Source organism: Streptomyces sp. SP18CS02 (assembly GCF_036322365.1).
Taxonomy (GTDB): Bacteria; Actinomycetota; Actinomycetes; order Streptomycetales; family Streptomycetaceae; genus Streptomyces.
In genome coordinates, this window is sequence record NZ_JAQYXC010000294.1 from 22,101 (window position 1) to 44,494 (window position 22,394).

Annotated in this window: 20 protein-coding genes; 8 read left to right on the top strand and 12 right to left on the bottom strand. The window is 72.4% G+C overall.

Annotated elements, in window-relative coordinates:
- Window positions 1-15: 15 nt before the first annotated feature.
- The 7 genes from pstA to mshD all read right to left on the bottom strand — a co-directional run bounded on the left by pstA (window position 16) and on the right by mshD (window position 9,350).
- Window positions 16-1,092, bottom strand: a complete 1,077-nt coding sequence (gene pstA / locus PUR26_RS24395) for a phosphate ABC transporter permease PstA (RefSeq protein ID WP_329875014.1) — start codon at window positions 1,090-1,092, stop codon at window positions 16-18.
- A complete protein-coding gene (pstC, locus tag PUR26_RS24400; RefSeq protein WP_329875016.1) occupies window positions 1,089-2,090 on the bottom strand; it encodes a phosphate ABC transporter permease subunit PstC in 1,002 nt (333 codons plus the stop codon). Before pstC ends, pstA begins: the two co-directional genes overlap by 4 nt.
- Window positions 2,091-2,217: 127 nt before the next feature.
- Window positions 2,218-3,351, bottom strand: a complete 1,134-nt coding sequence (pstS, locus tag PUR26_RS24405; protein WP_329875018.1) for a phosphate ABC transporter substrate-binding protein PstS — start codon at window positions 3,349-3,351, stop codon at window positions 2,218-2,220.
- A 970-nt stretch (window positions 3,352-4,321) separates the two neighbouring features.
- On the bottom strand, window positions 4,322-4,750 hold the full coding sequence (locus tag PUR26_RS24410; RefSeq protein ID WP_329875020.1) for an NUDIX hydrolase: 429 nt from the start codon (window positions 4,748-4,750) through the stop codon (window positions 4,322-4,324).
- Window positions 4,747-5,682, bottom strand: coding sequence for a CHAD domain-containing protein (locus tag PUR26_RS24415; RefSeq protein WP_329875022.1), 936 nt, complete (start codon window positions 5,680-5,682; stop codon window positions 4,747-4,749). The genes PUR26_RS24410 and PUR26_RS24415 overlap by 4 nt, the downstream gene beginning before the upstream one ends.
- Window positions 5,669-7,894, bottom strand: a complete 2,226-nt coding sequence (locus PUR26_RS24420; protein WP_329875024.1) for an RNA degradosome polyphosphate kinase — start codon at window positions 7,892-7,894, stop codon at window positions 5,669-5,671. Before PUR26_RS24420 ends, PUR26_RS24415 begins: the two co-directional genes overlap by 14 nt.
- 520 nt (window positions 7,895-8,414) lie before the next feature.
- Complete coding sequence (mshD, locus tag PUR26_RS24425; RefSeq protein WP_329875026.1) at window positions 8,415-9,350, bottom strand: mycothiol synthase; 936 nt, start codon at window positions 9,348-9,350, stop codon at window positions 8,415-8,417.
- Window positions 9,351-9,589: 239 nt separating this feature from the next.
- Here mshD and PUR26_RS24430 point away from each other — a divergent pair, with 239 nt between their 5' ends.
- The gene (locus PUR26_RS24430; RefSeq protein WP_329875028.1) at window positions 9,590-11,404 is read left to right on the top strand and encodes a bifunctional metallophosphatase/5'-nucleotidase; all 1,815 of its coding nucleotides are present in this window, start codon (window positions 9,590-9,592) and stop codon (window positions 11,402-11,404) included.
- Window positions 11,405-11,564: 160 nt separating this feature from the next.
- Window positions 11,565-12,428, top strand: a complete 864-nt coding sequence (locus tag PUR26_RS24435; protein ID WP_329875849.1) for a phosphatidylinositol-specific phospholipase C — start codon at window positions 11,565-11,567, stop codon at window positions 12,426-12,428.
- Here the strand turns inward: PUR26_RS24435 and PUR26_RS24440 are convergent.
- The 5 genes from PUR26_RS24440 to PUR26_RS24460 form a co-directional block, all read right to left on the bottom strand.
- Window positions 12,408-13,847, bottom strand: coding sequence for a HAMP domain-containing sensor histidine kinase (locus PUR26_RS24440; protein WP_329875030.1), 1,440 nt, complete (start codon window positions 13,845-13,847; stop codon window positions 12,408-12,410). The two genes, PUR26_RS24435 and PUR26_RS24440, sit on opposite strands and share 21 nt — an antisense overlap.
- Window positions 13,844-14,587 carry a response regulator transcription factor gene (locus PUR26_RS24445; RefSeq protein ID WP_443077152.1) on the bottom strand — a complete coding sequence of 248 codons (744 nt, stop codon included), beginning with the start codon at window positions 14,585-14,587 and terminating at the stop codon, window positions 13,844-13,846. Before PUR26_RS24445 ends, PUR26_RS24440 begins: the two co-directional genes overlap by 4 nt.
- 8 nt (window positions 14,588-14,595) lie before the next feature.
- Window positions 14,596-15,621, bottom strand: coding sequence for a S1C family serine protease (locus PUR26_RS24450; RefSeq protein ID WP_329875034.1), 1,026 nt, complete (start codon window positions 15,619-15,621; stop codon window positions 14,596-14,598).
- Window positions 15,622-15,695: 74 nt separating this feature from the next.
- Window positions 15,696-16,769: a LacI family DNA-binding transcriptional regulator gene (locus PUR26_RS24455; protein WP_329875036.1), complete on the bottom strand. Its 1,074-nt coding sequence runs from the start codon at window positions 16,767-16,769 to the stop codon at window positions 15,696-15,698.
- A 24-nt stretch (window positions 16,770-16,793) separates the two neighbouring features.
- Complete coding sequence (locus PUR26_RS24460) at window positions 16,794-17,576, bottom strand: response regulator transcription factor (protein WP_329875037.1); 783 nt, start codon at window positions 17,574-17,576, stop codon at window positions 16,794-16,796.
- Window positions 17,577-17,824: 248 nt separating this feature from the next.
- On the opposite strand from PUR26_RS24460, the gene PUR26_RS24465 reads away from it, so the two are divergent.
- The 6 genes from PUR26_RS24465 to PUR26_RS24485 all read left to right on the top strand — a co-directional run bounded on the left by PUR26_RS24465 (window position 17,825) and on the right by PUR26_RS24485 (window position 22,394).
- Window positions 17,825-18,673, top strand: coding sequence for an alpha/beta hydrolase family protein (locus tag PUR26_RS24465; RefSeq protein ID WP_329875039.1), 849 nt, complete (start codon window positions 17,825-17,827; stop codon window positions 18,671-18,673).
- A 42-nt stretch (window positions 18,674-18,715) separates the two neighbouring features.
- Entirely contained in the window at window positions 18,716-18,970 is a 255-nt protein-coding gene (locus PUR26_RS24470) for a MoaD/ThiS family protein (protein ID WP_329875041.1), read from the top strand.
- Window positions 18,971-18,980: 10 nt separating this feature from the next.
- Window positions 18,981-20,324 carry a hypothetical protein gene (locus PUR26_RS24475; protein ID WP_329875043.1) on the top strand — a complete coding sequence of 448 codons (1,344 nt, stop codon included), beginning with the start codon at window positions 18,981-18,983 and terminating at the stop codon, window positions 20,322-20,324.
- Window positions 20,325-20,438: 114 nt separating this feature from the next.
- The gene (locus PUR26_RS24480; protein WP_329875045.1) at window positions 20,439-21,128 is read left to right on the top strand and encodes an LmeA family phospholipid-binding protein; all 690 of its coding nucleotides are present in this window, start codon (window positions 20,439-20,441) and stop codon (window positions 21,126-21,128) included.
- Window positions 21,129-21,312: 184 nt separating this feature from the next.
- The gene (locus PUR26_RS34750) at window positions 21,313-21,393 is read left to right on the top strand and encodes a putative leader peptide (protein WP_443077174.1); all 81 of its coding nucleotides are present in this window, start codon (window positions 21,313-21,315) and stop codon (window positions 21,391-21,393) included.
- Window positions 21,394-21,554: 161 nt separating this feature from the next.
- Complete coding sequence (locus tag PUR26_RS24485) at window positions 21,555-22,394, top strand: sulfurtransferase (protein WP_329875047.1); 840 nt, start codon at window positions 21,555-21,557, stop codon at window positions 22,392-22,394.

Consider the following 22,394-nt stretch of genomic DNA (forward strand, 5'->3'; position numbering starts at 1 on the left):
TTCTGAGTGCCGCGGTCAGCGGCCGGTCTTCGGGGCCTTCCAGCGGGCGATGCCGCGGGCCACCAGGTTGAGGATCATGACGAAGGCGATCAGCGTCAGGGCGGCGGCCCAGGCGCGGGCCTCGGAGGCGTCGGTGCCGACGGAGTACTGCTCGTACACGTACAGCGGCAGGGACGCCTGGGCGCCTTCGAAGGGGTTCGGGTTGATCAGCTTCGTACCGAAGACCAGCAGCAGTACGGGCGCCGTCTCGCCGGTGATGCGGGCCACCGCGAGCATGACGCCGGTGGTGATGCCGCCGATCGCCGTGGGCAGGACCACCTTGAGGATCGTGCGCCACTTGGGGACCCCCAGCGCCAGCGACGCCTCCCGCAGCTCGTTGGGGACGAGCTTGAGCATCTCCTCGGTGGAGCGGACGACCACCGGCATCATCAGGATCGCGAGGGCCATCGAGCCGGCGAACCCGGACGGCCCGAAGCCCAGCATCAGGTTCCAGGTGGCGAGGATGAACAGGCCCGCGACGATCGAGGGGACACCCGTCATGACGTCGACGAAGAAGGTGACGGCCTGGGCGAGCCGGCCGCGGCCGTACTCGACGAGGTAGATCGCCGTCAGCATGCCGATCGGGGCCGCGATCACGGCCGCGATGGCGACCTGCTCGATGGTGCCCAGCAGCGCGTGGTAGATGCCGCCGCCCGCGTCGGCGTCGAGCACGCCGTTCATCGAGTGGCTGAGGAAGTACGGGTCGAGGACCTCCAGGCCCTTGCTGAGCGTGACCCAGGCCAGGGAGAGCAGCGGGACGACGGCCAGGACGAAGCAGACCCACACGAGGCTGGTGGCCACACGGTCCTTGGCCTGGCGACGGCCTTCGACCTTGGCGGTCACCAGGTAGTTTCCGGCCACGAAGAGCACGGCGGCCAGCAGACCCCACTGGATGCGGCTGTGCCAGCCCGCCGCGAGACCGATGCCGCAGCCGGCGGCGATCGACACGACCGCCAGGGCGGCCGGGGCCCAGCGCGGCAGCCGGGCGTGGGAGAGGGAGGAGGGGCGCTTGACGGAGACGTCGGGGCGCGCGTCCTGTACGACGTGGCTCATGCGTTGGCCCCCGAGTACTCCTTGCGGCGCGCGATGATCCAGCGGGCGGCGCCGTTGACCAGCAGGGTGATGAGGAAGAGCACCAGACCGGAGGCGATCAGCGCGTCCCGGCCGAACTCGTCGGCCTCGTTGAACTTGGCCGCGATGTTCTGGGCGAAGGTGCCGCCGCCCGGGTCGAGCAGATGACCGGAGATGACGAAGCTCGGGGAGAGCACCACGGCCACCGCCATGGTCTCGCCGAGCGCGCGGCCCAGGCCGAGCATGGAGGCGCTGATGATGCCGGAGCGGCCGAACGGCAGCACGGACATCCGGATGACCTCCCAGCGCGTGGCGCCGAGGGCCAGGGCGGCCTCCTCGTGCATCCGCGGCACCTGGAGGAACACCTCGCGGGTCACGTTGGTGATGATCGGCAGGATCATGATCGCCAGCAGGATGCCGACGGTCACCAGGTTGCGCGCGAGGCCCTCGCTGGACTTGTCGAAGATGTACGTCCAGCCCATGTACTGGTCGAGCCACTTGTTGAGGCCGTCCAGGTACGGGACGAGGAAGATCGCGCCCCAGAGGCCGTAGATGATGCTGGGCACGGCGGCGAGCAGGTCGACGACGTACGCGAGGGGCGCGGCCAGCCGGCGCGGGGCGTAGTGCGAGATGAACAGCGCGATGCCCACGGCCACCGGTACGGCGATGACCATCGCGATGACCGAGCTGACGACGGTGCCGAAGGCCAGGACGGCGATGCCGAAGACCGGGGGACTGCCCGCCGGGTTCCACTCGGAGGTGGTGAGGAAGTTCGCCTCGTCCTTCGAGATGGCGAGGGCGGCGCGGTAGGTGAGGAAGACCGCGATCGCGGCCATGATCACCAGCAGGGTGATGCCGGAGCCGCGGGACAGCCCCACGAAGATCCGGTCGCCCGCGTGGGAGGGGCTCGCGCCCTTGGTGGTGGCTATGTCCTCACGCCCGGGTGGAGGTGCGGCTGCTGTGGTGGTTGGTGTGACCATCGGGGACTCTCCGGTCTGCGGAGCGGATGACGGCTCCTGGCGGCGGTGCACCGGATGCCGAGGCCGTCCGGCCCGTGCGGTGGGCGCGCGTGGCGCGTGGCGCGGGCCGGGGCGGCCTCGGTCGGGATCAGGACAGGGTGGGGACGATCTCGCGGACCTTGGCCGCGATCTCGGCGGGGAGCGGGGCGTAGCCGGCGTCGGTGAGGACCTTCTGGCCGGCCTCGCTGGCGGTGTAGTTCAGGAACGCCTTGAGGGTCGGCAGGTTCTCCGGCTTGTTGCCCTTGTCGCAGGCGATCTCGTACGTGACCAGGATGATCGGGTACGCGCCCGCGGCCTTGGTCTTGTAGTCGAGGGAGAGGGCGAGGTCGCTGCCGGTGCCCTTGATCTTGGCGGCGGCGATGGCCTTGGAGGCGTTCTCGGTGGTGGCCTCGACCGGCTCGGCGGCGCCCGTGTTCAGCTTGACCGTGCTGATCTTGCTGGCGGTCGCGTAGGAGAGCTCGAAGTAGCCGATGGCGCCGTTGGCGTCCTTCACGGCGTTCGCGACACCGGAGGAGCCGTTGGCGGCCTGGCCGCCCGGGGCGGGCCACGACTTCGACTTGGCGTCGTACTTCCACTCGGCCGGGGCGGCCTCGCTGAGGTACTTGCCGAGGTTCTGCGTCGTACCGGACTCGTCGGAGCGGTGGAAGGCCTGGATCGCGGTGTCCGGCAGCTTGACGCCCGGGTTGAGCTTGGCGATCGCCGGGTCGTTCCACTTGGTGATCTTCGTGTCGAAGATCTTCGCGAGGGTGGGGCCGTCGAGGACGAGGTTGTCCACGCCGTCGAGCTTGTAACCGATGGCGACCGGGCCGCCGACCATGGGCAGGTTGATGCCCTTGCCGGTCTTGCAGATCTTCTGGGAGTCGGCGACCTCGTTCTCCTTCAGCGCCGAGTCGGAGCCCGCGAAGGCGACCTGGCCCTGGTTGAACTTGGTGATGCCGCCGCCGGAGCCGATGGCCTGGTAGTTGACCTCGACGCCGGAGCAGGCCGCCTGGAAGTTCTTCACCCAGAGGTCCATGGCGTTCTTCTGGGCGGTCGAGCCGGCCGCGAGGAGCTGCCCCTTGGCGCCGTCGCACTTGATGTCGCCCGCCTGGGCCGTTTTGGCGGCGTTGGTGCCCGTCTTCGTGTTGTCGTCCGAGCCGCACGCCGTGAGGACCAGGGCGCCGGACACGACGAGCCCCCCGAGAGCGGTGGCACGAAGCATGTTCTTGCGCTGAAGCTTCACTTTCGGGTGTTCCTTCCAGAAGCCGCCGGCCACTTCCTGTATCGGGGCGGCGTGCCAAGAGGACTGCGTAGGGGTGCCCGGAGGAGCTGCGCCTTTCGCGGCCGACTCACACCGTGCACAGCCGAAATTAGGCAGAACAGGTGAAGCGTCCGTCAGCACTTGGGTTAACGGAGGGTGAACCTCGACGTACGGCCGGGTGCTCCCCGGCCGGGCGGGGCGGCCGTCCGGGGGAAAGCGCCGACGGGGCGGCCGGGGCGGCGGCGTGGCGGCGGCGTGGCGGCCGGTCCGCGCGCCGGGGGCGAGGTGGCCGGATCTGTACGTGTATGCGGGGTGTTCTGTGGGGTTCTGTGCGCCGTCGTGCCGTTGCTTCGGGGCGCGGACGGGCGGGCCGGCCGTCGGTCCGCCGGTCCGCCCGAACCGGTGGGACCGGTAGGTTCGGCCGATTTTCGGCTTATGCGGCTCATAGGGCTCGTGCGGTCCATATGGCTCATACGGCCGAGGGGGCGAGGGGGACGGGTCGGTCAGGGAGGAGGTCATCGGGGTTCTCCCCGCCGGGCCGGCCGGTGGCGGCGGGCCTCGGTCCGGTACGTCTCCCGGGTCCGGGAACCGGGCCCGTGCCGTGGGCGCGAGGGGTTCTCGACGGCTTTTCCGGCCTGGCGGCAATTCGGTTGGGGAAAATAGGGAAAGGGGAAAGGGACCTTGAATCGAGTGCCATGGATTCCGTTGCGCGGATTTCTCCGGCACGGCGCCGGCGGTGATGACTCGAATTCCGGCGTCATGGTCGGATCCCTTCATTTTCACCGTCGGGCCCCTGATCGGGAAGTGCGCGTCCCGGGACGACGGGTGACCCGTGACGGCGTACCCATACCGGTGCGCCCGCCCGTATCGCGGCGGGCGGCAGGGCGGCAGGGCGGCAGGGCGGCAGGGGGGGTGCGGCGGGCGGCAGGGCGGTGCGGCGGGCGGGCCGCGCTCAGGCGGCGACGACCGCCAGCAGCCCGTCGATCAGCGGCGGGTCCTGCGGGTGGGTCAGCCGGGCCCGGGCCTGCGACGGCGGCAGCCACAGCAGACGGTCCACCTCGGCGTTGGGCGTGAACGCGCCGCCCGTCGCCTCGGCCTCCCAGTACGAGACCTCCTTGGGGCGCCCGTTCGCCGAATACCTGACCGTCGGGAGCCGGGTATCCGGGGCGCAGTGGTGGCCCGTCTCCTCCAGGACCTCGCGGACCGCGGCACTCAGCGCGTCCTCGCCCCGCTTGAGCTTGCCCTTGGGGAACGACCAGTCGTCGTACTTGGGCCGGTGGATCAGACAGATCTCCAGACCCGTGAGGGGCGAGCGGCGCCACAGGACGCAGCCCGCCGCGAGCACGGGCGCCGCCGGGGCCTTCGGGTCCGCCGGGGTCACCGTGCCGTCACCGCCGTCCGCTGCCAGGCGCGCTGGAAGGCCAGCCGGGCCGCCTCCACCTCGTGCCGCTGGTCCGCGTGCAGCACCCCCAGCGCGTACGCGGTCGCGGGGGCGATGCGCGGGGTGCGCGCGGCGTTCGCGGCGGCGGCCGCCGCCTCCGCGGCGTCCCTGTGCCGGTTCAGCGCGCGGCCCGCCTCGTACAGCACGGACGCCGGGGCCGTCCCCGTACGGAGCACCTCCTCCGCGTACCGGTGCAGCCGCAGCAGCAGCCGTACCTGGTGCCAGGAGGCGTCCTGCTGCTCCCCGCCCACGGCGGGCGTCATCGGCAGCGCGCCGACCGCGTCCCGCAGGCGCTGCTCGACGGCCCGCGCCGGCGTGACCAGCGCCTCGCCGGACCGGCGCGCGGCCGGCCCGGGCGGCACCTCCGAGGCGAGCAGCGCCACCGCGTCGGCGACCGCGTGGAACCGTGAGGAACCGAGCGCCTGGAGCGCGGCGGAGTGTGCCCGGGTCCTGGCGAGCGTCAGCTGCCGTTCCAGCAGCGCCCCGGCGCGGGCCGCGCCCACGGACAGGGTGCCGCCGCCGGACCGGGGCGGGGGTACGCCCGCCCCGCCGCCCGACAGCCGGGACAGCGCCTCGACGAGCCGGACGAGACGGGACATGCAGGCGTGCTCCTGCGCGAGCATGCCGGACAGCCAGGCGAGCTCGGTGCGCAGCTGGTCCGCCCACGCCGCGTCGAGCAGCGGCCGGAAGGTGTGCAGGGTCGCGCTGATCCGGCGGGAGGCGGCGCGCAGCCCGCGCGCCGCCTCCTCCGAGCCGGCCGTGTCGGCGCCGCTCTCGGAGTGCAGGCGCAGGCCGCGCAGGAAGTCCCCGGCGCGGGCATGCAGGTACGTCGCCAGTACCTCGTCCGCGGATACCTGGTCAGGTTTGTGCACGCCGGCGCCTCCGCGCGTCTATGAGCATCTCCTGGACATGGCGCAGCGGCTGGCCGTCCGGGTCCGCCGCATGCCGGGTCCAGTCGCCGTCCGGGCCGAGGTGCCAGGAGGCGGTGGTGTCGGACATGCCGGTCTCCAGGAGCCGGCTGAGGGCCGCGCGGTGGTGCGGGTCGGAGACCCGCACCAGTGCCTCTATCCGGCGGTCGAGGTTGCGGTGCATCATGTCGGCGCTGCCGAACCAGACTTCCGGCTCGCCGCCGTTCGCGAAGGCGAAGATCCGTGAGTGTTCCAGGAACCGGCCGAGAATCGAGCGGACCCGGATGTTCTCGGAGAGACCGGTGACCCCGGGGCGCAGGGCGCAGATGCCGCGCACCCACACGTCCACCGGCACGCCGGCCTGGGAGGCCCGGTAGCAGGCGTCGATGACCGCTTCGTCGACCATCGAGTTGACCTTGATGCGGACGGAGGCGGGGCGCCCGGCCCGGTGGTGGACGATCTCCTTGTCGATCCTGGAGACCAGTCCGTCCCGCAGGGACTTGGGGGCCACCAGCAGCCGTCGGTAGGTCTCCCGGCGCGAGTAGCCGGAGAGCCGGTTGAACAGGTCGGAGAGATCGGCGCCGACCTGCGGGTCGGCGGTCAGCAGGCCCAGGTCCTCGTAGAGGCGGGCCGTCTTGGGGTGGTAGTTGCCGGTGCCGACGTGGCTGTAGCGGCGCAGGATCTCGCCCTCCTGGCGGACCACCAGCGACAGCTTGCAGTGCGTCTTCAGGCCGACGAGGCCGTACACGACGTGGCAGCCGGCCTCCTCCAGCTTCCGCGCCCACTTGATGTTGGCCTGCTCGTCGAAGCGGGCCTTGATCTCGACCAGGACCAGCACCTGCTTGCCCGACTCGGCGGCGTCGATCAGCGCGTCGACTATCGGGGAGTCGCCGGAGGTCCGGTACAGCGTCTGCTTGATGGCGAGGACGTCGGGGTCGCCGGCCGCCTGTTCCAGGAACGCCTGCACGGAGGTGGAGAAGGAGTCGTACGGGTGGTGCAGCAGCACGTCGCGTTCGCGCAGGGCGGCGAAGACGTCCGGGGCGGAGGCGGACTCGACCTCGGCGAGGTCGCGGTGGGTGCCCGCCACGAACTTCGGGTACTTCAGCTCCGGCCGGTCCAGCGCGGAGATGCCGAACAGGCCGGTCAGGTCGAGCGGGCCGGGCAGCGGGTAGACCTCGGCGTCGGAGACCTTCAGCTCGCGCACGAGCAGGTCGAGGACGTAGGGGTCGATCGACTCCTCGACCTCCAGGCGCACCGGCGGGCCGAAGCGGCGCCGCATGAGCTCCTTCTCCAGCGCCTTGAGGAGGTTCTCGGCGTCGTCCTCCTCGACCTCCAGATCCTCGTTGCGGGTGACCCGGAACATGTGGTGGGCGAGCACCTCCATGCCGGGGAAGAGCTCCTCCAGGTGCGCCGCGATGACGTCCTCGAGCGGCACGTAGCGCTGCGGGGACGCCTCGAGGAAGCGGGAGAGCAGCGGCGGGACCTTCACGCGTGCGAAGTGGCGGTGGCCGCTGACCGGATTGCGGACCACCACGGCCAGGTTGAGGGAGAGGCCGGAGATGTACGGGAAGGGGTGCGCGGGGTCCACGGCGAGCGGGATGAGCACCGGGAAGATCTGCTGCCGGAAGAGCGTGAAGAGCCGGGCCTGCTCCTTCTCGGTCAGCTCGGGCCAGCGGATGAGGTGGATGCCCTCGTCGGCCAGGGCGGGGGCGATGTCCTGCTGGAAGCAGGCGGCGTGCCGCGCCATGAGCTCGCGGGAACGCGTCCAGATCAGGTCCAGGACCTCACGGGGCTGGAGCCCGGACGCGGAACGGGTGGCCACGCCGGTGGCGATACGGCGCTTGAGGCCGGCCACCCGGACCATGAAGAACTCGTCCAGGTTGGACGCGAAGATCGCGAGGAAATTCGCTCGTTCGAGGAGCGGTGTAGCGGGATCCTCGGCCAGTTCCAGCACTCGTTCGTTGAACGCGAGCCAGCTTCGCTCCCGGTCGAGGAAGCGTCCCTGGGGAAGCTCGGCGCTCCCGCCGTCCTCCTCGTACGCGTCGAGATCGGCATCGATGTCCGGTTCCAGGTCGGAGACCGGCCCGGATGCCACGGTGTGGGGCCGGTGCGCGGCTATGGAACCGACGGACGGCTGTACGTGCTGGACCGGGACCTCGGCGGGCTGCTGCTTCATGGCACCATTCTTCCGCGCGAAGGGCTGGTCGGGCGCGTCGGAGCGGGCCGTGGTGGAGGGGAGTCTCCCTCTGGGCAGTCGTCCGGGCCGTCCTTCGGCGGGGTCCGGAGAGCCCTCGGGGAGCTCGGGCACGGCGGGCTTCATTCGCCGAGCTTCGCAAGCGTGTCTGAATGTTCGGTAACGGGGACGTGACGTACCGGGTGCGGACGTGCGGACGATCAGCCGCGCGGGGCGCGGAGCGCGATGCGGAACCGGAGGAACCGGCCGGGCGCAACCCGGGGCGGGGCCGACCGGGCGCGCCCCCGCCGGTACCGCCCGCCCGTGCCCCCTGCCGCCCGGTACGCCCGCGGGGACCCGCCCGTACCGCCCCTGCCGCCCGGTACCGCCCGCGGCGGGTCCGGACCGGCGCCCAGCGGCCCGGGCCACCGCGGACCACCGCGACCCGGCACGGTCCTGGCCGGCACACGCCGTGAGCCCGGACGGGATCCGTGGCGATCCCAGGGGGACCGTACGAGAGGCCCTACGTCTCCGACCGGTACATCAGGTCCACCTCGTGCGTCGAGAAGCCCAGGCGTTCGTACACGGTCAGGGCGGCCGTGTTGTCCGCGTCGACGTAGAGCATCGCGGTCGGCAGTCCCTCGCCCGCCAGGTGCCGCAGACCGATCGCCGTCAACGCCTTGCCCAGGCCCCCGCCCTGCGCGTCCGGGCTGATCCCGACGACGTACACCTCGCCGAGCTGCTCCTCGGCGTGCACCTTGGTCCAGTGGAAGCCGACCAGCTGTCCGTCCGACTCCCGCACGGCGAGGAAGAAGCCCTTGGGGTCGAACCACGGCTCGGCCTTGCGGTCGTCCAGGTCCCGCTGGGTCAGCGAGCCCTGCTCCGGGTGGTGGGCGAAGGCGGCGGCGTTGACGGCCAGCCAGGCCGCGTCGTCCTGTCCGGGCACGAAGGTGCGGACGGTGACGCCCGGCGGCAGCACCGGCTCCGGGATGTCCAGCGGGACCAACGGTCGCCGCAGCTGGCGCAGTTCGCGGAACAGGGTCAGCCCCAGGACCTGGGACAGGTGGCGGGCCGCGGACTTGCCGCCGTGCGCCCAGACCCGCAGCCGCTTGCCCGACGCGGCCAGCAGCGCGCTGCCCAGCGCCCGCCCGTGCCCCCGGCCCCGGTGGGCGGGGTGGACGACCAGCTCGGCGGCCGGGGCCTCGACCGGGTCGGTGTCCTCCAACTGGGCGTACCCCACCAGCTCGCCGCGCAGGCTCAGCAGCAGGTGCCGCACACCGGGGCGCCGCCCGCCGCGCAGCTGGAGCCGTCCCTGCTCGGAGACGGCCTGCATCCCGTCGGCGCGGGCCGCCTCGGTGAGCAGGTCGAGGACGTCCTGGGCCTGCTCGGGGGTGAGCTCGTCGAAGGTGTCGATACGGCGGCCCGGTTCGAGGGCCGGTACAGGAGCGTCAGTCGTCATACGTACGAGCCTAGATCGTCTCCCGGGGATCCCGGCGGGATGGCGGCCGGCGGCCGTCGGCAGCGCGGCGGGGCCGGATGCCGCCGGTGCCGCCGGCCGTCCCCGGAACGGCCCAACCGGCAGGGGCCGTGCGGCTGAAGGCAACCAGCTCGTAACCCGCCACCCCCTGTTGCGCTACGCGCGTTGACCCTAGGCTGCGCTGGCAGACAACGAGCCACGCTGAACTCACGAGGGGACAGATGTCAGCGACACCGCAGAAGAACCGTGCGGCCCGGCGCATACTCGCCACCGCCGCCGGACTCGCCACCGTCGGCGCCCTGGTCGCCGCCATGCCGGCCGGCGCGGACGACCGGGGGCAGGCGCAGCCCGCGCACCCGGCCTCCGGCCGCACGGTCGACGTGCAGCTGCTCTCCTTCAACGACCTGCACGGCAACCTGGAGCCGCCGGCCGGTTCCGCCGGCACCGTGAGCGAGACGCAGGCCGACGGGACCGTCAAGGCGATCCCGGCCGGTGGTGTCGAGTACCTGGCCACCTCGTTGCGCACCGCCCGCAAGGGCCACCCGTACTCCGTCACCGCCGCGGGCGGCGACATGGTGGGCGCGAGCCCCCTGCTGTCGGGCCTGTTCCACGACGAGCCGACCATCGAGGCGCTCAACAAGATCGACCTCGACGTGACGACGGTCGGCAACCACGAGTTCGACGAGGGCGCCGTCGAGCTGGCCCGCCTGCAGAACGGCGGCTGCCACCCGGTCGAGGGCTGCTACGAGAAGGGCAAGACCTTCAGGGGTGCCGACTTCCCGTACCTGGCCGCCAATGTGACGAACGAGAAGTCCGGCAAGCCGATCCTCAAGCCGTACACGGTGTGGCGGAAGAACGGCGTCAAGATCGGCTTCATCGGGGTGACCCTGGAGGGCACGCCGAACATCGTCACCGCCAACGGCGTCAAGGGACTGAAGTTCCACGACGAGATCGAGACCATCAACAAGTACGCCAGGGAACTGGACCGCCAGGGCGTGAAGTCGATCGTCGCCCTCATCCACGAGGGCGGCGCGCCCGCCTCCGGCTCGTACAACTACGACTGCGACTCGCCGGGTGCGGGCGACGGCATCTCCGGTCCGATCGTCGACATCGCCAAGGGCGTCACGCCCAAGGTCGACGCGCTGGTCACCGGTCACACCCACCAGGCGTACGTGTGCACCGTCCCGGACCCGTCCGGCAAGCCGCGCCTGGTCACCTCGGCGTCCTCGTACGGCAAGCTCTACACGGACACCACCCTCACCTACGACCGCCGCACCCAGGACATCGTGCGTACGTCGGTGAAGTCGGCGAACCACGTCGTCAGCCGTGACCAGGCCCCGGCCCGGGACATGACCTCGCTGATCAAGCGGTGGAACACGCTGGCCGCGCCGATCGCCGGCAAGCCCCAGGGCTTCATCTCGGCCGACATCAACGGCCGGGGCTCCACCGCGTACGAGAAGCCGCTGGGCGACCTGATCGCGGACGCGCAGCTGGCGGGCCTGTCCCCGGCCGACAAGGGCGGCGCCCAGATCGCGCTGATGAACCCGGGCGGCATCCGCTCCGACCTGGTGTTCGCGTCCTCGGGCGGCGAGGGCGACGGGGTGGTGACGTACGGCGAGGCGTTCACCGTGCAGCCGTTCACCAACATGATGAACGTGGTCGACCTGACCGGCGCCCAGCTGATCACCGCGCTCCAGCAGCAGGTCAGCGGCTCCAACGCGGCCTCGCCGAAGATCCTCCAGGTCTCCAGGGGCTTCACGTACACGCTCGACCTGACGAAGTCGGGCGAGGCCCGGATCGATGTCGCCTCGGTGAAGCTGAACGGCACGGCGATCGACCCGGCGAAGACCTACCGGGTCGCGATGAACGAGTTCCTCGCGGGTGGCGGTGACGGCTTCCCGGCCCTCGCCCAGGGCAAGAACAAGCTCGTCGGCGCCTCCGACCTGGACGTCTTCAACGCGTACCTGGCGGCGAACTCCTCGGCCACCGCGCCGATCACGCCCCCGGCGGCCGACCGGATCACGGTCGTCAAGTAGCGGCGGGCGGTACGGCGGCGGGGCGGCGGACCGGACGGTCCGCCGCCCCGCTCCCGTTGTGCGGCCCTGCCGTCCCCCCGCCCCGGGGCCGTTGCGGTCCGGGCCCTGGTGAGCTTGACGTGAACGGGTCATAATCCGGCGCATGGAGCGAACCCTGGGCATGGACAGACGCCGTTTCCTGACCGGCGCGGCCGCCGTCTCCCTCGCCACCGTCATCGGCGCCCCGGCCGCGCGGGGGCGCACCCGCGCCGGGGTGCGGGACTGGATGGGCGCCATCGGCGGGGACGTACCGCTGCGACAGCTGACCATCCCCGGCACGCACGACTCCGGCGCCCGGTTCGGGGGGCCCTGGGCGGCCTGCCAGACCACCACCATCGCCCAGCAGCTGGACAGCGGCATCCGGTTCCTGGACGTACGCTGCCGGATCACCGGCGACGCCTTCGCCATACACCACGGCGCGTCCTACCAGAACCTGATGTTCGGTGACGTGCTCATCGCCTGCCGGGACTTCCTGGCGGCCCACCCCTCCGAGACCGTCCTCATGCGGGTGAAGCAGGAGTACTCGGAGGAGAGCGACGCCGCCTTCCGGCGGATCTTCGACCTCTACCTCGACGGGAAGGGCTGGCGCGGGCTCTTCCGCATCGGCGACGGCCTGCCCACGCTGGGCGAGGCGCGGGGCAGGGTGGTCCTGCTCGCCGACAACGGGGGGCTGCCCGGGGTCCGCTACGGCGACGGGGCGCTGTTCGACATCCAGGACGACTACATGGCCGAGCCCGGCGCCAAGTACCCGAAGATCGAGGCACAGTTCCGCAAGGCCGCGCAGACGCCCGGGAAGCTGTACGTGAACTACGTCTCCACCTCCGCCCTGCTGCCGCCCCGCTGGAACTCCGACCGGCTCAACCCGCGCGTCCACGCCTTCGTCGACGGGGCCGAGGCGTCCGGCTGGAAGGGGCTCGGCATCGTCCCGCTGGACTTCCCCGACACCCGTACCGGACTGGTCGAGTCACTCATCCGGCACAACTGAACCGGGCGGCGGCGTCGACGCCCCCGGCAGCCGGATCACCGCGCGGGTGCCGCCGCCCTCCGCCGCCCGCAGTGCCACCTCGCCGCCCGCGTGGCCCACCGTGCGGGCCACGATCGACAGCCCGAGGCCCGAGCCCGGCAGGCCGCGCGCGGACGGCGAGCGCCAGAACCGCTCGAAGACGTGGGGGAGCTCGTCGGCCGCGATGCCCGGACCGTGGTCCCGTACCGTCAGCTCGCCGTCGGCCAGCGCCACCTCGACCGTCCCGCCCGGCGGCGAGAACTTCACCGCGTTGTCCAGCACGTTCACCAGCGCCCGCTCCAGCGCCGCCGGCTCGGCCCGCACGAACCACGGGCGCAGGTCCGCCGTGATCGTCAGCTCCGGGCCGCGCAGCCGCGCGCGCCGCAGCGCGGCGTCCAGGACGTCGTGCAGCGCGACGACCTCCAGCCGGCCCGGCGCCACCGCGTCCGGCCGGGACAGCTCCTGGAGGTCGCCGATCAGCGCGGCGAGCTCGGTCATCTGGGCCTTCACCGAGGCCATCAGCGCCCGCCGGTCCCCGGGCGGGATCGCCCGGCCGGTCTCCTCGCTGCGGGCCAGCAGCTCGATGTTCGTACGGAGCGAGGTGAGCGGCGTGCGCAGCTCGTGCCCGGCGTCGGCGATCAGCTGCGCCTGACGGTCGCGCGACGACGCCAGGGCCGCCGTCATGGCGTTGAACGACCGGGACAGCCGGGCGATCTCGTCCTCGCCCTCCACCGGGATGCGCACGGTCAGGTCCTCGGTCCTGGCCACGTGCTCGACCGCCCCGGTCAGCCGGTCGACCGGCCGGAGGCCGGTGCGGGCGACCCAGAGCCCCGCCGCCCCCGCGCCGATGACGCCGATGCCGGCCAGGGCGGTCAGCAGCAGCGCGAGCCGGTTGAGGGCCGCGTCGATCTCGCCCAGCGGGCGGGCCAGCGACACCGCGACCTCGACGGGCCTGGTGCCCGGCAGGGCGATGGTGGAGCGCTGGGTGTGGACGCGGACCGACTCGCCGCTGTCGGTGGCCGATGTGTGGAGCGAGTCGGTCCGGGCGCCGTTCGCGACGGCGACGTCCTCGGCCCGCACCCGTACGGCCCGCGAGTACGGCGCCACACAGCGGCTGCCGTCCGGGGTGACGACCTGGGTGTAGGCGAAGCCGGGCCTGCCCGTGCCGTCGCCGTCCCCGGTGCCCGTGGTGCGGCACGCGATCACGGCCTCGCGCACCAGGTTCTCCGGCGCCGCCGTGTTGCGCAGCGAGGTGTCGAGCTCGTCGAGCAGCTGCGCCCGGGTCAGCAGCCAGCAGGCCACCGACACGGCCGCGACGGCCACCGCGACCGCCGTCGCCGTCAGCAGGGCCAGTCGCGAGCGCAGCGGCAGCGCCCGGAAGCGCCGCAGCGGTCCGGTCACTCGGGCCCTCCGCGCAGGGCGTAGCCGACGCCGCGCACCGTGTGGACCAGGCGCGGTTCGCCGGCCGCCTCCGTCTTGCGCCGCAGGTACATCACGTACACGTCCAGGGAGTTGGAGCTCGGCTCGAAGTCGAAGCCCCACACGGCCTTGAGGATCTGCTCCCGGGTCAGCACCTGCCGGGGGTGGGACAGGAACATCTCCAGCAGCGTGAACTCGGTACGGGTCAGCTCGACGCGCCGCCCGCCGCGGGTCACCTCGCGCGTCGTCAGGTCCATCCGCAGGTCCGCGAAGGCCAGCACGTCGCCCTCCGCCGGCGCGCCCGAGTCCACGGCGTACGAACTGCGCCGCAGCAGCGCCCTGATCCGGGCGAACAGTTCGTCCAGCTCGAACGGCTTCACCAGGTAGTCGTCGGCGCCCGCGTCGAGCCCGGTCACCCGGTCCCCGACGGTGTCGCGGGCGGTCAGCATCAGGATCGGCACGGTCGCCCCGGCCGCCCGGATGCGGCGGGCCGCGGTCAGCCCGTCCATCCGGGGCATCTGGACGTCCAGGACGATCAGGTCGGGCCGGTACGCCTCCATCCGGGCGAGGGCGTCCACGCCGTCGACGGCGAGTTCGGTGCCGTACCCCTCGAACGCCAGACTGCGCTGGAGGGCCTCGCGGACGGCGGGCTCGTCGTCGACGATCAGGATGCGGTCGGCGTCACCGGTTGTGGTCATGGGGTCAGCCTCGCACGCGCTCATGACGGCTCTCAGGAGGAGGAGGAGGAGGAGCCCGCCCGCAGGCTGTCCAGATCGGCCTTGACGGTGTCGACGGGGATGGCGAAGCCGAGACCCACGCTGCCCGCACCGGCACCGCTGGAGGAGGCGGGGGAGTACATCGCCGAGTTGATGCCGATGATCTCGCCGTTCATGTTGATCAGCGCGCCGCCGGAGTTGCCCGGATTGAGCGAGGCGTCGGTCTGCAGGGCCTTGTACGTCGTCTTCGACGAGCCGGTGTCCCCGTTGAACCGCTGCCCGCCGAACTCGAAGGGCCAGCCCTGGCGGGGGTCCTGCTGTCGCTGCTGCTGTTCCTCGTCCTTGGAGACGGTCACGTCGCGGTCGAGCGCGGAGACGATGCCGCTGGTCACGGTGCCGGTCAGCCCCTCGGGCGAGCCGATCGCCACCACCTCGTCACCGACCCGGACCGTGCCGGAGTCGCCGAGCGTGGCGGCCTTCAGTCCGCTCGCGCCCTGGAGCCTGATCAGTGCGAGGTCCTTGTCGGGGTCGGTGCCGACGACCTCGGCCGGGAACGTCCTGCCGTCGCTGAGCCGCACCTTCACCGATGAGGAACCGGAGATCACGTGGTTGTTGGTGACGATCTCGCCGCCCGCGGTGATGATCACACCGGAGCCGGTGGACCGGCCCGCGGAGGAGTCGGCGCTGATCTCCACGATGCTCGGCGACACGGCCTGGGCGACACCGGCGACGGTGCCCTTGCTGGACTGCGAGACGCTGGTGCCGCTCACCCCGGTGCCGGTGGAGCCGGTGGGGGCGGTGCCGGTCAGCCGGCCGACGAGGGTCGCCGCGCCACCGCCGACCGCCGCGGCGACGATGGCGACGGCGGCGATCAGCGCGACGGGCCGCCGGGCCCGCCCGCGCTCGGCACGCGGGCCGGGGGCCGGGGGCGCGTACGCCGGGGGCGGCGGCCAGACCGGTGCGCCCGGTCCGGTGTACGGCTGCTGCCGCGAGTACCCCTGATCACCCTCGTCGCCGCTCGGGCGGTGCAAGTCCGTCATGGGTACGACTCTCGGAGCCGTTCATGAGAAGCGGCTGAGGAAGGTCTGAGAAGTCCGGCAGAACCGTGTATGCCCTATATAAGGTCGTCGGCGACAAGGCCGTCGGTGCCGACGTCGGCCGGCTGCCCGTCGCAGCCGCAGGACCGGCGCACGATCAGCGCCGAGGGGAACTGCCTGACCCGTTCCCGGCGCGACCCGGCGACCCGCAGCCCGTCGTCCAGGACCAGGTCCACCGCCGCGCGGGCCATCGCCGGACGGTCGGAGGAGACCGTGGTGAGCGGGGGGTCCGTCAGCGCGGCTTCCTTCACGTCGTCGAAGCCCGCGACGGCCAGCTCGCCGGGCACGTCGATGCGCAGCTCCCGGGCCGCCCGGAGGACGCCGATGGCCTGGTCGTCGGTCGAGCAGAAGATGGCCGGCGGCCGGTCGGGGCCCGCCAGGATCTTCAGGGCCACCTGGTAGGCGTCGTAGCGGTTGTAGGGCGCCTGGAACAGCCGGCCCTCCACCGGGCGGCCCGACTCCAGCATCGCCCGGCGCCAGCCCTCGACGTGGTCGGCCACCGGGTCGCCGACCGCCGGGGTCGACTCGACGCCGCCGAGGCAGGCGACGTACGCGTGGCCATGCTCCAGGAGGTGACGGGTGGCGAGCTGGGCGCCGCCGATGTCGTCCGTGACGACGGCGACGTCGTCGATGGCCTCCGGCCGCTCGTGCAGCAGGACCACGCGCGCGTCCCAGGCCTCGATCTCCTGCGCGGCGCGCTCGCTGGGCCCCTGGCTGACCAGGATGAGACCGGCGACCCGCATGCCGAGGAAGGCCCGCAGGTAGTGGACCTCGCGCTCGTCGCGGTAGTCCGAGTTGCCGACGAGGACCATCTTCCCGCGGTCGGCGGCGGCCCGTTCGACCGCGTGCGCCATCTCGGCGAAGAACGGCTGCCGGGCGTCCGGGACGATCATGCCTATGAGGTCCGTGCGCCGCGAGGCCATGGCCTGCGCGACCCGGTCGGGCCGGTAGCCCAGCTCCTTGATGGCGGCGAGCACCCGCTCGCGCGTGGCCGGGGCGACCGGCCGGGGTCCGTTGTTGATGACGTAGCTCACGACCGCGGTCGAAGTCCCCGCCAGTCGCGCCACATCGTCCCGCGTCACCTTGGCCACGCGCGGCAGTCTACGCGTGGTGACCTATCCCTGGGCAGGGCGTACAGCGGCTTCCTGCGGCTGCTGCGCCTCCTCCGCCCGGGGGGCGGCCGCCGCGGACTTCTTGCCGCGGGCCTCCTCGGCGGCGCGCTCGACCTTCTCGGGGGTGACGAACCGGTAGCCGACGTTCCGGACGGTGCCGATCAGCGACTCGTGCTCGGGTCCGAGCTTGGCGCGCAGGCGCCGCACGTGGACGTCGACCGTGCGGGTGCCGCCGAAGTAGTCGTACCCCCAGACCTCCTGGAGGAGCTGGGCGCGGGTGAAGACCCGGCCAGGGTGCTGGGCCAGGTACTTGAGCAGCTCGAACTCCTTGAAGGTCAGGTCCAGGACCCGGCCCTTCAGCTTCGCGCTGTAGGTGGCCTCGTCGACCGACAGGTCGCCGTTGCGGATCTCCATGGGGGAGTCGTCGGTGGTGATCTGCTGGCGTCCCATGGCCAGCCGCAGCCTGGCCTCGACCTCGGCGGGGCCCGCGGTGTCCAGCAGGACGTCGTCGATGCCCCAGTCGGCGGTGACGGCCGCGAGACCGCCCTCCGTGACGACGAGGAGCAGGGGGCAGCCCGGGCCGGTCGACCGCAGCAGCTGGCACAGCGACCGCACCTGCGGCAGGTCGCGGCGGCCGTCGACCAGGATCACGTCGGCACCGGGGGTGTCGACGAGGGCCGGTCCCTCGGCGGGAGCCACCCGTACGTTGTGCAGCAGCAGGCCGAGGGCGGGAAGCACCTCCGTCGACGGCTGGAGGGCATTGGTCAGGAGCAGCAGAGAACTCATCGCGCCCCACCTGCCCGCGTCGGACTGTCTTCGTGCACGGTTCGCTCGCCCATAACCTTCGGTTCCTCCTCGGTCCCTGCTGGGGGTACCTCCCACGCCGCCGGGTGTGGGGGAGTTGCGGCACTGCTTCGTACGTCGGCCCTCGCGCCCTGAGAGCCTTTGTTCACCTGCCTGTAACAACGGCCGGGAAACGCAAAAGGACCCGGGGGCTGCGTCGCCCGGATCCTCTGCCGAGCACAATAGCCCACATGAGTGCCGGGACAGAGGAGCCATTTCACAGTGTGGATGTTTCCTCGATCACTCGCAGCCCTTTGCGCGCAACCCTCCGTACGCCTGACGGAGTGCCGATCGAGGCCGTCTTCGAGTCGTGTACGGGCAGGGAGGACGGTGCGGACGGGGGCCCGGGACCGGCCGGCGGAACCGGGACTGCCATTGTCGTCGCCCACGGCTTCACCGGCGCGGCGAGCCGCCCCGCGATCCGCCGGGCCGCTCGGGTGTTCGGCTCCCGCGCGGGGGTCGTCACCTTCTCCTTCCGGGGCCACGGCGGATCGGGCGGGCGCTCCACCGTCGGCGACCGGGAGGTCTGGGACCTGGCCGCGGCGGTCGCGTGGGCGCGCGAACTCGGCCACACGCGCGTGGTGACGGCCGGGTTCTCGATGGGCGGGTCGGTCGTCCTGCGGCACGCCGCCCTCCACCGGCCCGACCCGCGCACCCGCGCCGACGCGGTGGCCGCCGTGAGCGCCCCGGCGCGCTGGTACTACCGGGGGACGGCGCCGATGCGGCGGCTGCACTGGGTGGTCACCCGGCCGGCCGGCCGGCTCGTGGGCCGGTACGGGCTGCGCACCCGTATCCACCACCGGGACTGGGACCCGGTGCCGCTCTCCCCCGTCGAGGCGGTGCCGCTCATCGCGCCCACGCCGCTGCTGATCGTGCACGGCGACCGCGACCCGTACTTCCCGGTGGACCACCCGCGGATGCTGGCCGAGGCGGCGGGCGGGAACGCCGAGCTGTGGCTGGAGCCGGGCATGGGGCACGCCGAGAACGCGGCCGGCGTCGGCCTGCTGGGCAGGATGGCCGACTGGCTGGTGGCGGCATAGCCCATCATGGATGCCGACGAGGCCGACGAAAGGAGTGCCGCTATGGCAGCGGGGACCATCCGCTACTGGGCCGCGGCCAAGGCCGCCGCCGGTACCGCCGAGGAGCCGTACAGCGCGGAGAACCTGGCCCAGGCGCTGGACGCCGTCCGCGAGAGGCACCCCGGCGAGCTCGTCCAGGTGCTCCGGCGGTGTTCGTTCCTGGTCGACGGCGACCCCGTCGGGACCCGTGGCCATGAGACCGTACGGCTTGCCGAGGGCGGCACGGTCGAGGTGCTCCCGCCGTTCGCAGGAGGGTGAACCGCACAACATGAGCAGCGATCAGCAGTATCCGTACGGCTACCAGGACCCCGACGTCGCCCAGACGTGGGAGGGCCAGACCTGGGACACCCAGTACCAGCCGGCGGTTCCGCCCGTCCAGCAGCAGCACGCCCAGCCGCACCAGCAGCCGCACCCGTCCGCCGAGGACACCACGTACCTGCCGGCGCAGGAGGCGCAGCCGCTGCCCCCGGAGGCCGCGGACCCGGTCTCGTACGGCACACAGGGCGGGTACGGCACACAGGGCGGGTACGGCACACAGGGCGGGTACGGCACACAGGGCGGGTACGGCACACAGGGCGGGTACGGCACACAGGGCGGGTACGACGGGCAGGGCGGGGCCGGTCCCGGGGCGCGGTACGGCGCGCAGGGACCGTACGACGGGCAGGGGACGTACGGCGCCCCGGCCGGGTACGGGGCGCCGGGGCCGCACGACGGCCGGGCGCCCTACGACACACCGACGGCCTACCTGCGGCCGGTCACGGCGGAGCCCGCGGCGGCACCCGCCGCGCCCGCCGCTCCGGCCGCGCCCGCCGCCGAGGACGGGTACAGCGCCCCCACCACCATGGGCAACGCGCGGATCACCGACGCCCAGCGCGCCCGCGCCGAGGGCCGCTCGCCGATCATCGCGCCCGGCACGCAGCCCGCCGCGCTGACCGCCCTCCTCGGGCTGCTGCTCGCCGGCGGCGCCGCCATCGGGCCCTACGGCCTGCTCGTCCCGCTGATCCTGCTCCAGGCGGTCACCGCCGCGGGGTGGTTCCGGCTCAACGGCATGTGGCCCGCCCGTCAGGGCATCGCGCTCGCCTTCCTCGGCGGGGCCGCGGCCGATGCCGCGCTGCTCGCCGCCGGCCGGGAGAACGCCCCCGCGGCGATCATCGGCACGCTCGGCGTCTGGGTCCTGCTCGTGCTGGTCCTCCAGCTGCGCAGCCACGCGGGCGCCGAGGAGCGGATGTACGGCCTGATGGCCACCGTCGCGTCGTCGGCGCTCGCCATCGTCGCCGCCGGACACCTCGCGGCCGCCTCCGACGCGGTGGTCGTGGGCTCGCTCGCGGTCGCCGTGGCGGTCCTCGCGCGCGCCCTGCCGCTGCCGGGCGCCGTGTCCGTCGTGGTGGCGCTGCTGGCCGCGGCCGGCGCCGGGATCGCGGCCGGCGGACTGACGGACCTGGGGACGAAGGGCGCGCTGCTCGGGCTGGGGGCCGGGGTGTGCGCGCTGATCGGGCTGCGGGTCGCCAGTTACGACTACCCCTCGCGCTTCGTCCACATGACGGCCGGGGTGGCGCTGCCGCTCACCGTCGCCGCGCCCGCCGTGTACCTGCTGGGACGGGCGTTGACCTGAGGGGTGCCCGGGGCAGGGGGGAACCAACTCCTTGCCTCGGGCGTCGATCTTGACTGACGGGGCTGACCGGGCACGGGGGATCCCGTGCGCGAAGAGGGTGGGGAAGACCGAGCGATGCGCGCACTGCGAATACTGCTGATCACCGCCGTGATCCTCGGCGGCCTTTTCGTCGCCGTGGACCGGCTCGCGGTGAATTTCGCCGAGGACGAGGCGGCACAGAAGGTCCAGGCCGCCCAGGGGCTGGCGGGGACCACGGAAGTCTCGATCAAGGGATTCCCGTTCCTGACCCAGGTCCTCGGCAAGGAGCTCGACCAGGTCGACATCCGGCTCAGCGGGGTGGACGCGGTCGCCGGCGGGCGCAAGGTCCGCCTCTCGGAGATGAACGCGGCCCTCCGGGACGTACGCCTGGAGGACAACTTCTCCCGGGCCGTCGCCGCCACCGCCTCCGGCACCGCCCGGGTCTCCTACGCCGACCTCGGCAGGGCGTCCGGCGAGGACGTCACCGTCGGATTCGGCGGCAACGGCAAGGTCAAGGTCACCGGCACCGCCGAGGTCCTCGGCAAGAGCATCACCCGCAGCGTGCTGTCCACCGTCAGCCTCGTCGAGGGCGACACCATCCGGGTGCGCGCCGACTCGGTGCCCGGCGAGGGCATTCCGGGCCTGGAGGACATGGTCAGGGAGCGGACCGACTTCGACCGGCAGGTCGGCGGGATGCCGGCCGGGCTCAGGCTGACGAAGGTCGAGGCGCTGCCCGACGGCATCGCCATCACGGTCGGCGGCCAGAACGTCGCCCTGGCGGGCTGAGACCCGCCCGGGTCACATGCTGAGACGGCGGCGTCCGGTCCGCAGATGCGGGGGGTGTCCGCCCCGCCCGGGGACCGGCCGCCGGGGCCTCCGGGGCATCTCTCATCTCGCATAGTGGATGATCGAGTCTCAGGATGCGACACGCCGGTGACACGGCCGCCTGTCCGTCCCTACGATCTGACCCATGAAGCGACAGGCGGATCTCACGAAGCGGCGGGCAGTAGACCTGTGCCGCGTCGCCGCCATGCTCTGTCGCTGCGTCTGAGCGGGACGCCCGACGTCCCGCGTCAGCCGGGCCTTCGAGATCCATCGAGGCCCGTCCGGTGCCGAAGCCGCCACGCCGTCCCCCGACGCGAAGAGCGCCCGGCACGACCCTGCCGCATAGCGCCGCAACCCCGCCGCACACTGCCCCGGAGGAGAAACAGCATGAGCCGCAGCGACGTCCTGGTCGACGCCGACTGGGTCGAGGCCCACATCGACGACCCGCAGGTAGCCATCGTCGAGGTCGACGAGGACACCTCGGCGTACGAGAAGAACCACATCAGGAACGCGATCCGGATCGACTGGACGAAGGACCTCCAGGACCCGGTCCGCCGTGACTTCATCGACCAGGAGGGCTTCGAGAAGCTCCTGTCGGCGAAGGGCATCGCCAACGACACCACCGTCGTCCTCTACGGCGGCAACAACAACTGGTTCGCGTCCTACGCCTTCTGGTACTTCAAGCTCTACGGGCACGGTGACGTCCGTCTGCTCGACGGCGGCCGCAAGAAGTGGGAGCTCGACTCCCGTGACCTCGTGGCCGAGGTCCCGGCCCGTCCGGCCACCGAGTACAAGGCCAAGCCGCAGGACACCTCGATCCGCGCCTTCCGCGACGACGTCGTCGCCGCGATCGGTGCGCAGAACCTGGTCGACGTGCGCTCGCCCGACGAGTTCAGCGGCAAGCTGCTCGCCCCGGCCCACCTCCCGCAGGAGCAGTCGCAGCGCCCCGGCCACGTGCCCTCCGCGCGCAACATCCCGTGGTCGAAGAACGCCAACGACGACGGCACCTTCAAGTCCGACGAGGAGCTCAAGGCCCTCTACGAGGACGAGCAGGTCGACCTGTCCAAGGACACCATCGCGTACTGCCGCATCGGTGAGCGCTCCGCGCTGACCTGGTTCGTGCTGCACGAGCTCCTCGGCCAGGAGAACGTCAAGAACTACGACGGCTCGTGGACCGAGTACGGCTCCCTCGTCGGTGTGCCGATCGAGCTCGGCGCCAACAAGTAA

What these genes read in the sequence shown, in the direction of transcription:
- PUR26_RS24450 (WP_329875034.1), bottom strand. Translation starts at nt 15,621, where the DNA reads ATGACGGACTTGCACCGCCCGAGCGGCGACGAGGGTGATCAGGGGTAC.
- PUR26_RS24480 (WP_329875045.1), top strand. Translation starts at nt 20,439, where the DNA reads ATGCGCGCACTGCGAATACTGCTGATCACCGCCGTGATCCTCGGCGGC.
- PUR26_RS24435 (WP_329875849.1), top strand. Translation starts at nt 11,565, where the DNA reads ATGGACAGACGCCGTTTCCTGACCGGCGCGGCCGCCGTCTCCCTCGCC.
- pstC (WP_329875016.1), bottom strand. Translation starts at nt 2,090, where the DNA reads ATGGTCACACCAACCACCACAGCAGCCGCACCTCCACCCGGGCGTGAG.
- PUR26_RS24420 (WP_329875024.1), bottom strand. Translation starts at nt 7,894, where the DNA reads ATGAAGCAGCAGCCCGCCGAGGTCCCGGTCCAGCACGTACAGCCGTCC.
- mshD (WP_329875026.1), bottom strand. Translation starts at nt 9,350, where the DNA reads ATGACGACTGACGCTCCTGTACCGGCCCTCGAACCGGGCCGCCGTATC.
- PUR26_RS24470 (WP_329875041.1), top strand. Translation starts at nt 18,716, where the DNA reads ATGGCAGCGGGGACCATCCGCTACTGGGCCGCGGCCAAGGCCGCCGCC.
- PUR26_RS24430 (WP_329875028.1), top strand. Translation starts at nt 9,590, where the DNA reads ATGTCAGCGACACCGCAGAAGAACCGTGCGGCCCGGCGCATACTCGCC.
- PUR26_RS24460 (WP_329875037.1), bottom strand. Translation starts at nt 17,576, where the DNA reads ATGAGTTCTCTGCTGCTCCTGACCAATGCCCTCCAGCCGTCGACGGAG.
- PUR26_RS34750 (WP_443077174.1), top strand. Translation starts at nt 21,313, where the DNA reads ATGAAGCGACAGGCGGATCTCACGAAGCGGCGGGCAGTAGACCTGTGC.
- PUR26_RS24475 (WP_329875043.1), top strand. Translation starts at nt 18,981, where the DNA reads ATGAGCAGCGATCAGCAGTATCCGTACGGCTACCAGGACCCCGACGTC.
- PUR26_RS24445 (WP_443077152.1), bottom strand. Translation starts at nt 14,587, where the DNA reads ATGAGCGCGTGCGAGGCTGACCCCATGACCACAACCGGTGACGCCGAC.
- pstA (WP_329875014.1), bottom strand. Translation starts at nt 1,092, where the DNA reads ATGAGCCACGTCGTACAGGACGCGCGCCCCGACGTCTCCGTCAAGCGC.
- PUR26_RS24465 (WP_329875039.1), top strand. Translation starts at nt 17,825, where the DNA reads ATGAGTGCCGGGACAGAGGAGCCATTTCACAGTGTGGATGTTTCCTCG.
- PUR26_RS24485 (WP_329875047.1), top strand. Translation starts at nt 21,555, where the DNA reads ATGAGCCGCAGCGACGTCCTGGTCGACGCCGACTGGGTCGAGGCCCAC.